This window comes from Brenneria sp. L4-2C (genome assembly GCF_040240335.1).
GTDB lineage: Bacteria > Pseudomonadota > Gammaproteobacteria > Enterobacterales > Enterobacteriaceae > Brenneria.
The window spans coordinates 96,082-107,670 of sequence record NZ_JBEIAC010000016.1; the positions used below are offsets into that span (position 1 = coordinate 96,082).

Below are 11,589 nucleotides of genomic sequence, written 5' to 3' on the forward strand. Positions count from 1 at the left end.
GTACGCAGGCGCGGGCAGGGCGGGGGCGTCATTGGCTGACGTTGTAATATTTCTATAAATAACAAGGGATAATGTGGGTGGTAAGCGAGAGGCGTAGATAATGCGATCGTTTATACATAAAAGGAATATCTAATAAACAGATGGAATAAATTATCTGAAGGCAATACGAATTTGCTTTATTTGGGTGCAAGCAAGGTTAATTTAGTGCAATGCTTTTTTTATTCTAAATATAGAAGAAAATTGTCTGTTACATCCGTATGGCTCTGCGGATTTTATATTTGCGTTTAGCGCCGGCTATGTGTAGATCGAAGTGTATGCACATCACGATTGTGTTATGTTTTCCGGCATGTTATCAATTTAAATATACTCGTCATACTTCAAGCCTCATGTGTGTTGGCCGCTCTTCCGTATCGCCGAATTTATCGGGTATACGGTATTTTTCGGAAGCCTTTCCGATAGTTAATCGGTTAATGCCATGACAGCCATCAAGAGGAAATAACGTGCCGGTGAGTCAGAAAACAGCGCGCAGCGCGGATAGCGTGGAAAAAGTGTATGAAGTGGTGAAAACACTCGCGATAGATTATCACTTCAAACCCGGCGAACGTATTAACGAGGTTGAACTGGCCAGCCGGCTGGGCGTTTCTCGTACGCCGGTGCGCGAGGCGCTGAATCGTCTGGCTCAGGATGGCTTCATGAGCTTCGTACCCAATCGCGGTTTTTATTCCAGAGATATCACGCCCGACGGCGTGCGCGAGCTTTACGAGATGCGGGCGGTGATTGAACAGGCGGCGTTCCGCTTCGCCTGCCTGCGCGCCAGCGATGAAGACATCAATCAGACGGCGGAAATCTGGGAGCGGAGCTGCCGCGATTTGCCCGATCCGACCACCATCAAGGACTGGACCAAAGTCGCCGAAGACGACGAAGCCTTCCATATGTCGATCGCCCGTATCGCCCGTAATAAACGGCTGTATGACACGCTCGCCGGCCTGAATTCCCTGATCCGTTTTTTCCGCCGTATCGACCTGGAAACGCCCAGCCGGCGCAACAATGCCTATGACGAACACGTCGGCATTATTGAAGCATTGCGCCGGCGTGACGTGGAAACCGGGGTTCCCTTGATGGAAAAGCACGTTTCACTCAGTGCGGACCATGCGATTGCGGTGACGAAAGAAGGCCTGGCGCGTATTTATTTCGGCAAGTTGACGTGAAGCGAATAAGCGGTAAATACGGCAGGGAAATAACGCCATCGGCGGGAAAAAATGAACGCAAATAAAGGATGAACGGCGCATCGGCTTATTTTTTTATCGCGGGAATAATCCAGCTTTCATCAAGGCGACGACGGAACGCTGATTAACTTGAAAATCACGGTGGGTATATCGTCGGTCGCACATTTTAGGTTACAGCCCTGATTTTCAGGAAAAGGAATACGCAAATGAATATTAATCAGAAGGCGGCGTTAAGCCTCGATCATGTGTTGGTCACGGTCAATCACTATGAGCAGTCCTTTGAGAATTATCGTCGGATGGGGTTCTCCCCATCGCCCATCAGCTATCACCCGTGGGGAACCGTCACCAGTTTCATGATGTTCGAGGATAATTTTATTGAGCTCATCGGGGTCAATGACGCCAGTAAGTTCGGCAACAATGCGGTGAATGGCTTCTGTTTCGGCCGCCAGATGGGATCTTTTCTCGAACGCGGCGAAGACGGTATTTCCCTGATTGCGTTGCACAGTAAAGACGCCAGGGGCGATTACGCGCAGTTGATTAAGCGCTTTGAGCAGCACCAGGGCGTGATTGACTTCCGACGTGAAATCATCATGGATAACGGCCAGTTGGACGAAGTCGTGGTGTCTATCGGCTTGCTGATCGACCCCCGCTATCCGGAAGCGTCCGGCTTTATCTGCCAGCAGTTCCGGCCCGACCTGATTTGGGTGGATGCGTGGCGTCATCATCCGAATGGCGCGACCGGCATTGAGGCCGTGACCTACACGGCGCAGGACGGTGAAATGAACGTGCTGGAAGCACGCTGGCGCAATGCTTACGGCGAACGCGTCGCCTGGCTCGACGGCGTACTGACGGCGGATACCGGTTCCGGTCTGCTGCGGGCCATGACTCCGGCGCAGGCCGAGGAACATTTCGCGGGCGCGGCGCTGCCGGTTTCGGTTAATACCAAACCTCATGCCATCGCTCTGACGCTGGGTACGCGCAACGGCCGCGCGTTGCGCGATATTCTGACGACCAATCAGGTCAGCTATTCTGACGCCGCCGGACGCGTGCGCGTGGCGCCGGAAGCGGCGGGTAATATCATTCTTGAGTTTGTTGACGTCGAACGCTAAATATCTGGAGGCAATACCATGAGTCAGATTCACTTTATTGGGGCAGGGCAGATGGCGGAAGCCATTATTCGGGCGGCGCTGAACAACGGCAAACTGTCGCGCAACGCGATCACCCTGGATGATATCGATGCGGCGAGAATCGCCACGCTGGAAGAACGTTACCAACTGACGTCCCGCCTGCGCGGCGAGGATGCGCTGGCGGCGGCCGATTACATTGTGATAGGGGTGCGGCCGCAGGACGACATTGCGTCGGTCTCCGCCCGCATTCGCCGGCATGCGTCGCCACAGGCGACGGTGATTTCCATCATCGCCGGCGTGACCATCGCGACCTTGACCGAACAACTGGGCGATGCGCGGCCCATTGCCAGGGTGATCCCGAATACGCTGACCGACACCGGCTATGGCTACAGCGGCGCGGTGCTGAACGCCCATGTTGAGGAAGCGCCGCTGCGGGCGTTTCTGGAAAGCTTCGGCAAAGTAATGCTGGTGGAAGAGCGGCTGCTGGATATTTTCACCGGTTACGGCGTGGCCGGCCCGAATTACGTGTACTACTTTATCGAATCGTTGATTGACGCCGGCGTGCTGGCCGGTATGCCCCGCGCGCAGGCAACCCAGATCGCCTATGAAAACCTGGTGGGCGCGGTGGCGATGCTCAACATCAGCGGCAAACATCCGCGTCAGCTGCTGGATATCAACAACTCGCCGGCTGGGGTGGGCATGAACGGGCTGTATGCGTTAAACAACAGCGATTTCGCCGCCGGGCTACAGCGCAGCGTGCTGGCGGCGGTGAAACGCACCACCGAGCTGGCGGGCAACAAATAAACCTCGCTCTGATCATCACGCCGCGTGTTTGCGCGGCGTCGCCGCCGGGGCGAGATCACGCCAAGCGGTCCAGCGCTGCGCATCCTCAACACTCTCGCGGCAAAAGGTCCGGATGTGTTTGCAAATTGAGTTGAAAGTACAATACCACTGCTGATCCAATACGCCGGTCTTGAGTGGTCGCTATGAGCTGACGGTCTGAGTACGAGGTTTTGCCTGTTGCCGCGCATCCTCCGGGAATTTTGGCGGATTTGCGCGTTCCTTATTCAAAAACGCCGTTTCAATATGACGGATGGATCATGATGTCGGCGCCGATCAGAAACATCGTCAGCATTCCCTGTTTGCGGTGAATTTATGTGTAAAATGGCTGTCGGAAAAGTTGCGCGATAAAGGACGGCAGGCATGAAACCCAAATCGATTACGCTGTATGACGTGGCTGAATATGCCGGCGTCTCTTATCAGACCGTGTCGCGCGTGATTAATCAGGCGAGCCACGTTTCAGAGAAAACCCGGCTGAAAGTGGAAGCCGCCATGGCCGCGCTGAATTATGTGCCGAACCGCGTGGCGCAGCAACTGGCGGGCAAACTCAGCCATACCATCGGCCTTGCCACCACTAATCTGTCCCTGCATGCGCCCTCGCAAATCGTCGCCGCGATCAAATCCGAAGCCGGAAAAATGCAGTTCAACGTGGTGATTTCCATGATAGAACAGCCGGGGCTGGAGGCGAGCAGAGCGGCGATAAACAGCCTGCTCTCTCAGCGAGTGGATGGGTTGATCGTCAATATTCCGCTGGAGAATGACGATGCGCAGGTCATTATGCGCGCCTGCGGTAAGGTGCCGGTGCTGTTTCTGGACGTGTCCCCCTCTCTGGCGGCCAATACCGCGCTTTTCGATCCCCATGAAGGCGCGCGGCTGGGCGTTGAACATCTGGTGAATCTGGGGCATCGGCGCATTGCGCTGTTGACCGGGCCGCTGACTTCCGTCTCCGCGCGCTTACGTTTTGAAGGCTGGCGGCAGACGCTGACGCAGCGCCAGTTGCAACCGCTGGCGGTTTTGCAGGGCGACTGGAGCTCTCTCTCCGGCTATGAGCAAACGGCGCGCATGCTGGCGCAGGGCGCGCTCCCGACCGCGCTGCTGGTCGCCAACGATCAGATGGCGCTGGGGGCGCTGCGCGCGCTGTCTGAATCCGCGCTTGCGGTGCCTGGACAGGTTTCGGTAGTCGGCTATGACGATACGGAAGACAGCGCCTGTTTCATCCCGCCGCTGACCACCATCAAGCAGGATTTCAAAGCGCTGGGCAAGGCCAGCGTTCATCGCATGATTGAACTCATCCATACGCCGGACGCCGCCCCGTCGTCTCAGCTGTTGCCGATTACGCTGGTGGAACGCAAAACCACCGCCGCGCCGGAAGAAAGCGCCGCATCGCCGCAGGCGTTGGCCGATGCGCTGAGCGCGTTGGCGCGTCAGGTCGCCCGGCTGGAAAAGCGTTAATCCCACACAAGGCAGCGACCGACCGCAGCCCTCCGCCGGACGTTAACGCGCGTTCCGCCCGCCGATCCCCGCCTGATGCCGCGCGTTGAACCTTATCTCACTTGATTCGCCGGCAATTAATTTGTGAGGCCTGTCACCGAATGCCGTACGCAGGCTTTACATCCTGGACGTCAGCACGGATATTTTCCTTAAATTGTGAGCGAATCACAATCTGACAAAGGACTCCGATGATGACTCTTCAAGCAGGCACTCTCGCTTCGGTACTCGCACGGCGCGACTGGGAAAATCCCTCGGTTACCCAACTGAATCAACTTGACGCGCATCCCGCATTCGCCAGCTGGCGCGCGCCGGCGGATGCCAGGGATGATGCGCCATCGCCCAGCATGCGTAGTTTGAACGGCTTCTGGCGCTTCAGCTATTTCCATCGGCCGGAAGCGGTGCCGGAAAGCTGGCTGCATCAGGATGACCCGCGCGCCGATGAGATTACGGTTCCATCCAACTGGCAGATGCTGGGCTATGACGAGCCGATCTATACCAACGTGACCTATCCCATTCCGGTCAATCCGCCGTTCGTACCGGCTGAAAACCCTACTGGTTGTTACTCGCTCACATTTGATGTGGACGACGACTGGCTCGCCGGCGACCAGACGCGCATTATCTTCGACGGCGTGAACTCGGCGTTTCATCTCTGGTGTAACGGCTGCTGGGTCGGCTACGCGCAGGATAGCCGTTTGCCCTCGGAGTTCGACTTGACCGCGCTGCTGCACGCGGGGGAAAACCGGCTGGCGGTGATGGTGCTGCGCTGGAGCGACGGCAGCTATCTGGAAGATCAGGATATGTGGCGCATGAGCGGCATTTTCCGCGATGTCTCCTTGTTGCGTAAGCCGCAAACCCATCTCAGCGATCTGCGTATCGCGACCCATCTGAACGACGATTTCAGCCATGCCGAGCTGGAAGTGCTGGCGGTGGTCGGCGGCCCGCAGCGTGAGAGCGCGCAAATTACGGTGCAATTGTGGGATGGCGGGCGATTGGTCGGCGAGCGCCGGCAGCCTGTCGGCAGCGACATCATTGATGAACGCGGCATTTACCGCGACCGCGCCACGGTGCGCCTGCCGGTCAGCCGGCCTGCGCTGTGGAGCGCCGAGATCCCGCATCTCTATCGGGTGGTGGTGATTTTGCAGGACAAAAACGGCGCCTTCATTGAAGCGGAAGCCTGTGATACCGGTTTTCGTAAAGTCGAGATCGGCAACGGTCTGCTGAAACTGAACGGCAAGCCGCTGCTGATCCGCGGCACAAACCGGCACGAGCATCATCCGCAGCAGGGTCAGGTGATGGATCTTGCCACCATGCGCCAGGATATCCTCCTGATGAAGCAGCATAATTTTAACGCGGTACGCTGCTCCCACTATCCTAACCATCCCCTCTGGTATCGTCTGTGCGACCGTTACGGCCTGTATGTGGTGGACGAAGCCAATATTGAAACCCACGGCATGGAGCCGATGAACCGGCTGACCGACGATCCGCGCTGGTTGCCGGCCATGAGCGAACGCGTGACGCGCATGGTGCAGCGCGATCGTAACCATCCGTCGATCATTATCTGGTCGCTGGGCAACGAGTCCGGACACGGTTGCAACCATGATGCGCTCTATCACTGGATCAAGGCCAACGATCCTACGCGTCCGGTACAGTATGAAGGCGGCGGGGCCAATAGTCCGGCCACCGACATCGTGTGTCCGATGTACGCCCGCGTGGATCAGGATCAGCCGTTCCCGCAGGTGCCGAAGTGGTCGATCAAAAAATGGATCGGCATGCCGGACGAGCAGCGTCCGCTGATCCTGTGCGAATATGCGCACGCCATGGGCAATAGCCTGGGCGGTTTCCACAAATACTGGGCCGCGTTCCGTCAGTACCCGAGATTACAGGGGGGATTCGTATGGGATTGGGTGGATCAGTCGCTGACGCAATACGGTGAAAGCGGCGAGCCTCATCAGGCCTACGGCGGCGACTTCGGCGATAAGCCGAACGATCGCCAGTTCTGTATGGACGGTCTGGTTTTTGCCGACCGGACGCCGCATCCGTCGCTGTACGAAGCGCAGCACGCGCAGCAGTTTTTCCAGTTCGTCCTGCATCAGGAAAGTCCGTTGCGGCTGGAGGTGTGCAGCGAATACCTGTTCCGCCGCAGCGACAATGAACGCCTGATCTGGACGCTGGCGCAGGAGGGTGAAACGCTGGCAAGCGGCGAAGCGACGCTGGATATCGCGCCGCAGGGTCGTCAGTCGATCGTCCTTGACGCGTTGCCGGAAGCGACCACGCCCGGACAGGTGTGGCTGACGGTCAGGGTGGCGCAGATTAACGCCACGGACTGGAGCGACGCCGGCCACGTCTGCGCCTGGCAGCAGTGGCGTTTAGCGGATGTACCGGCCGTTGACCCGGCGCCGGTTAAGGGCGCCGCGCCGCAGTTGGCGGTGAGCGAACGGCATTATGATATCAGTCTTGGCGCGCAACGCTGGCGGTTCAGTCGTGAAAGCGGCCTGTTGACGCAGTGGTGGCAGGATGGGCGGCCGACGCTGCTGCATCCGCTGGCGGATCAGTTTACCCGCGCGCCGCTGGACAATGATATCGGCGTCAGCGAGGTCACGCGTATCGATCCCAATGCCTGGGCGGAACGCTGGAAAGCGGCCGGCTATTACGATCTGGAAGCCGATCTGGTGCAGTGCGAAGCCGAAGCGCTGACGCAATCCGTGGCGCTGTACACCGTTCATCGCTGGACGTATCAGGGCAAGACGGTGTTTATCAGCCGTAAAACCTACCGTATCGACAGCCTCGGCGAGCTGCATATCGACGTGGATGTGACGATCGCGTCGGGTTCGCCGGCTCCGGCGCGCATCGGCCTGACCTGCCAACTGGCGGAGGTGAACGACGATGTGACCTGGCTGGGACTCGGCCCGCATGAAAACTACCCGGATCGCAAACAGGGCGCATGCTACGACAAATGGCGGCGTCCGCTCGACGAACTCTATACCCCTTATGTCTTCCCGACGGAAAACGGCCTGCGCTGCGATACGCAGCGGCTGGAATATGGCGACAACCGCTGGCGGGGCCATTTCCATTTCAATATCAGTCGTTACAGCCAGCGACAGCTGCGCGAGGTTTCGCATCGCCATCTGTTAACGCCGGAAGCGGGTACCTGGGTGAATCTGGATGGTTTTCATATGGGGGTCGGCGGCGATGACTCCTGGAGTCCCAGCGTTGCGCCGGAGTATTTGTTGCAGAACAGCCATTATCGCTACGTCGTGCGCTGGCGGCGCGGCTAACCCGGTTCGGATGATCTTTCCCCTGCGGGCGAACCGACGCGTTCGCCTGACTGCTAGCCTAAGGATAACAGTATGTATTATTTAAAAAATACCAATTTCTGGATGTTCGGGCTGTTCTTTTTCTTCTACTTTTTCATCATGGGGGCCTATTTCCCGTTTTTTCCCATCTGGCTGCACGATATCAACCAAATCAGTAAAAGCGACACCGGGATTATCTTTGCCAGCATCTCTTTCTTTTCACTGTTGTTTCAGCCGATTTTCGGTCTGCTGTCCGACAAGCTGGGCTTAAGGAAACATCTGCTGTGGATCATCACCGGCATGCTGGTGCTGTTCGCGCCGTTCTTTATTTATGTGTTCGGCCCGCTGCTAAAGACCAATATTCTGCTGGGATCGATAGTCGGCGGCATTTACCTCGGTTTTATCTATAACGGCGGCGCGCCGGCGATCGAGGCCTATATTGAAAAAGTCAGTCGCCGCAGCCAGTTTGAATTTGGTCGCGCCCGGCTGTTCGGCTGTATCGGCTGGGCCTTATGCGCCTCGATTGTCGGCATTATGTTTACCATCAACAACGAGTTTGTTTTCTGGCTGGGCTCAGGCTGTGCGGTGATCCTCGCGATCTTGCTGTTTATCGCCAAACCGCAGACGTCCTCTTCGGCGGAAGTGGCGGACTCGCTCGGCGCGAATCAGAGCGCATTCAGCTTACGTCTGGCGCTGGAACTGTTTAAAAATCCCAAGCTGTGGTTTCTGTCGCTCTACGTGGTGGGCGTCTCCTGTACCTATGACGTATTTGACCAGCAGTTCGCCAACTTTTTTACCTCGTTTTTCAGCTCCAGCGAGCAGGGTACGCGCGTATTCGGCTATGTCACGACGATGGGGGAACTGCTGAATGCCAGCATCATGTTCTTCGCGCCGCTGATCGTTAACCGCATTGGCGGTAAAAACGCGCTGCTGCTGGCGGGAATGATTATGTCCGTGCGTATTCTCGGCTCTTCTTTCGCCTCCACCTACGTGGAAGTGATCATTCTGAAAACCCTGCATATGTTTGAAGTGCCGTTTCTGATCGTCGGCTGCTTCAAATACATCACCACCCAGTTCGAGGTTCGTTTCTCCGCCACCATCTATCTGGTTTGTTTCTGCTTTTTCAAACAGCTGGCGATGATGTTTATGTCGGTGTTCGCCGGTCACATGTACGACGGCATCGGTTTCCACGGCACCTATCTGGTGCTGGGCCTGGTGGCGCTTGGCTTTACGCTGCTTTCCGCCTTCACGCTGAGCGGTATGGGACCGATTGCCGCCTGGCGCTCGTTTGGCAAAGCGAAAGAAAAAATCGCCTGAAACAGGTATGCCGATACGGAAAAACGCTCGCTGTTATCGACGACAGCGAGCGTTGAGTTGACGTTGCTCAAGCCCGCAGCTCGTCGTAACACACCATTACATGCTCTTTGAATGCCGGGCGCTGCGTCAGGCGTTCATAGTAGCTTCGGACGGCCGGCAACGCGCGGCGTTGAATCGCGATATCGTAATAACGGTAGAGCACATGGCCGAACTGGATATCCGCCAGGGTGAAATTCGGGCCGGCCAGATAGTCATGCGCCGCCAGCCTCTCTTCTGCGATGCTGAGTTTGACGGTGAAGGCCGCCAGCGCTGTTTCGATCGCCGCATCATCGCGTTCGTTTGCCGGCGTACGCACGACGCGCCAGAAAATCGGCGCGGTGAACATCAGCGCGATATTGAGCTTGGACCATTCAGCCCATTTGTCGACGTTGGCGCGCGCCGACAAATCCGTCGGCCAGAACGCCTCCGCGCCATAACGGTTGGCCAGATAGCGAAGGATGGCGCCGGTTTCCCAGAGCGGTTCGCCGTCATCCTCTTTCAACACCGGCACGGTGCCGTTCGGATTCATCGCCAGAAACGCCGGCGTATCGGTGCCGCCGTAGATATGGCCCGCATCATGGCGATGATAAGGCAAGCCCAGCTCGCCGATACACCACATCAGCGCCTGAACATTTGACGAGGAACGTCTTCCCCAAACCGTTAACATGCCGACCTCCGGTGAATGTGTGGTATTAACCCGATGATTGTACTCTAATGAACGCTATTCCATCAGGGTTAACGAGGAACCATGAATATGCGAATCATCGAAAAAAGTGATGCGCCAGACATTGACTGGCAGGCGCTGGCCGCGCTGTTACGTCGCGCCGGACTGGGCGACAGAGAGAGGATGAAATTAAAACAGGCTTATCAGAACAGCCAGTATTACTGGCTTGGCTATGAGGGCGGGCAAATGATCGCCACGGCGCGCGCCATCAGCGATTTTACCTATGCCAGCTACCTGGCGGATGTGGCGATAGCGCCCGAATATCAGGGCCGGGGGTATGGCAATTTATTGATGAACGAGATTATGGCGACGCTTTCCCCCTATGGAAAAACCTTTATCTATTCGGTGCCGGATAAAATCGGTTTCTACAACAAATATGGTTATCATGTTCTGGCGACCGGCATGGTTTATGCCAATCCGCAAGAAATGGAACGTCTCAGAAGCGTTGGCTATCTTGCGGATTAAGCTGGCAAACGAACTAAAAGTACCGTTATTAAACGAAATTTATTACGAAAGTACATATCGGGAACCGTTATTTTCTAGCCAGTTATGCATATTTTCATTAACGTGATAGTTGCCCTCATGATGCATAAACTTCAGTTTATTTTTCATATTTAATTCCACAACGCCTTGTCCGGTCCAGGAGTCGACGATCGCCCCTTTGGGGAAAGTATCGTTTGGGGGGAAAACTACATAGTTATGACTAAGTTTATGGTTGCTTACGATGCTGAAATCAGTCAAACCTAAACCATATCGTAAGTGCAGCCCGACTTCGAGAGCCTGCATATCACAATTGGAAAATCCATGTTCGCGGCATTTTTGCAGACAATCCGTGAGCTGTTCCGGCGACATTTCAATTGCGCCCCGCAGTTCATCGCTGACGGTGCGGTAGATATATTGTTGTTGCAACGCCGCCAGTTGTTTTAGCGTTTCTGTCGGGTAAGCCCGCTTGGCCGCCTGGGTATATTGCTCGGCTCTGCGCATTGTCATCAGAGAGTTGGCATCCAGTCTGTGGGCATTGTTTATTCGATCCATCGCCATTTGGTAGCCGGTGGTCGATAACCGGGTTCTGTTAGCTATTTGCTGCGTCAGTTCACTGATCTGCTCAGATAACCCCAAACATTGAGAACCGGAGGCCGTTGCTCGTATATTCGAAGATGAACTTGTGGCGGATGGGGAATTTCTATAGGAATACGCCCATGAGGCGTTTGCTGAATAGCCGGGTATCTTATCCATATTAAGCTTTTTCCATAATATACTTATCTGTTATGTATGCAGTAAGTAAGAGCCAAGTGGAGTAAGTTCCCTTCTTAAGGTTCCCGCAGCGGCGTTATTGAATAAATCATTTTAAGGTGCAGCAAAGTCCTTTCCTCATCTATCAGGCAATATGATCCTACCCACGAATGGTGGACACGCTGTTAAGCGAGTAAAATCGTTAACAAGGTGAACCATGACGCAAGCAAAATCTGTGAAGAAGACATCCCGTAATCAATATACCCCGGAGTTTCGCCAGCAGGCGCTGGCGCTGGCTG

General features: G+C 55.8%; 9 protein-coding genes and 1 pseudogene. 8 read left to right on the forward strand and 2 right to left on the reverse strand.

Annotated elements, in window-relative coordinates; genetic code table 11:
• Positions 1 to 506 precede the first annotated feature (506 nt).
• The 7 genes and pseudogenes from ABRZ26_RS19255 to ABRZ26_RS19285 all read left to right on the forward strand — a co-directional run bounded on the left by ABRZ26_RS19255 (position 507) and on the right by ABRZ26_RS19285 (position 9,294).
• Positions 507 to 1,208: a GntR family transcriptional regulator gene (locus tag ABRZ26_RS19255; RefSeq protein WP_319605736.1), complete on the forward strand. Its 702-nt coding sequence runs from the start codon at positions 507 to 509 to the stop codon at positions 1,206 to 1,208.
• A gap of 224 nt (positions 1,209 to 1,432) precedes the next feature.
• The gene (locus tag ABRZ26_RS19260) at positions 1,433 to 2,335 is read left to right on the forward strand and encodes a VOC family protein (RefSeq protein ID WP_319605737.1); all 903 of its coding nucleotides are present in this window, start codon (positions 1,433 to 1,435) and stop codon (positions 2,333 to 2,335) included.
• An 18-nt stretch (positions 2,336 to 2,353) separates the two neighbouring features.
• On the forward strand, positions 2,354 to 3,157 hold the full coding sequence (locus tag ABRZ26_RS19265) for a pyrroline-5-carboxylate reductase family protein (RefSeq protein WP_319605738.1): 804 nt from the start codon (positions 2,354 to 2,356) through the stop codon (positions 3,155 to 3,157).
• A gap of 45 nt (positions 3,158 to 3,202) precedes the next feature.
• Positions 3,203 to 3,286, forward strand: a pseudogene (locus tag ABRZ26_RS19270) (helix-turn-helix domain-containing protein); the annotation flags it as partial.
• A gap of 270 nt (positions 3,287 to 3,556) precedes the next feature.
• Positions 3,557 to 4,645 (forward strand): LacI family DNA-binding transcriptional regulator, encoded by a 1,089-nt coding sequence (locus ABRZ26_RS19275; protein ID WP_319605739.1) that lies wholly within the window; start codon positions 3,557 to 3,559, stop codon positions 4,643 to 4,645.
• Positions 4,646 to 4,875: 230 nt separating this feature from the next.
• The gene (locus ABRZ26_RS19280) at positions 4,876 to 7,959 is read left to right on the forward strand and encodes a beta-galactosidase (RefSeq protein ID WP_319605746.1); all 3,084 of its coding nucleotides are present in this window, start codon (positions 4,876 to 4,878) and stop codon (positions 7,957 to 7,959) included.
• 72 nt (positions 7,960 to 8,031) lie between these two features.
• A complete protein-coding gene (locus ABRZ26_RS19285) occupies positions 8,032 to 9,294 on the forward strand; it encodes an MFS transporter (protein ID WP_319605740.1) in 1,263 nt (420 codons plus the stop codon).
• A 67-nt stretch (positions 9,295 to 9,361) separates the two neighbouring features.
• Here ABRZ26_RS19285 and ABRZ26_RS19290 read toward each other — a convergent pair whose 3' ends face one another.
• On the reverse strand, positions 9,362 to 10,000 hold the full coding sequence (locus ABRZ26_RS19290; RefSeq protein ID WP_319605741.1) for a glutathione S-transferase family protein: 639 nt from the start codon (positions 9,998 to 10,000) through the stop codon (positions 9,362 to 9,364).
• 87 nt (positions 10,001 to 10,087) lie between these two features.
• Here ABRZ26_RS19290 and ABRZ26_RS19295 point away from each other — a divergent pair, with 87 nt between their 5' ends.
• On the forward strand, positions 10,088 to 10,522 hold the full coding sequence (locus ABRZ26_RS19295; protein ID WP_413556333.1) for a GNAT family N-acetyltransferase: 435 nt from the start codon (positions 10,088 to 10,090) through the stop codon (positions 10,520 to 10,522).
• Positions 10,523 to 10,564: 42 nt separating this feature from the next.
• Here ABRZ26_RS19295 and ABRZ26_RS19300 read toward each other — a convergent pair whose 3' ends face one another.
• Entirely contained in the window at positions 10,565 to 11,293 is a 729-nt protein-coding gene (locus tag ABRZ26_RS19300) for a hypothetical protein (protein ID WP_319605743.1), read from the reverse strand.
• Between the last annotated feature and the right edge of the window lie 296 nt (positions 11,294 to 11,589).

Excerpts from the sequence above, each read along its gene's own strand:
- ABRZ26_RS19260 (WP_319605737.1), top strand. The coding sequence starts at position 1,433 with ATGAATATTAATCAGAAGGCGGCGTTAAGCCTCGATCATGTGTTGGTC.
- ABRZ26_RS19265 (WP_319605738.1), top strand. The coding sequence starts at position 2,354 with ATGAGTCAGATTCACTTTATTGGGGCAGGGCAGATGGCGGAAGCCATT.
- ABRZ26_RS19275 (WP_319605739.1), top strand. The coding sequence starts at position 3,557 with ATGAAACCCAAATCGATTACGCTGTATGACGTGGCTGAATATGCCGGC.
- ABRZ26_RS19280 (WP_319605746.1), top strand. The coding sequence starts at position 4,876 with ATGACTCTTCAAGCAGGCACTCTCGCTTCGGTACTCGCACGGCGCGAC.
- ABRZ26_RS19285 (WP_319605740.1), top strand. The coding sequence starts at position 8,032 with ATGTATTATTTAAAAAATACCAATTTCTGGATGTTCGGGCTGTTCTTT.
- ABRZ26_RS19290 (WP_319605741.1), bottom strand. The coding sequence starts at position 10,000 with ATGTTAACGGTTTGGGGAAGACGTTCCTCGTCAAATGTTCAGGCGCTG.
- ABRZ26_RS19295 (WP_413556333.1), top strand. The coding sequence starts at position 10,088 with ATGCGAATCATCGAAAAAAGTGATGCGCCAGACATTGACTGGCAGGCG.
- ABRZ26_RS19300 (WP_319605743.1), bottom strand. The coding sequence starts at position 11,293 with ATGGATAAGATACCCGGCTATTCAGCAAACGCCTCATGGGCGTATTCC.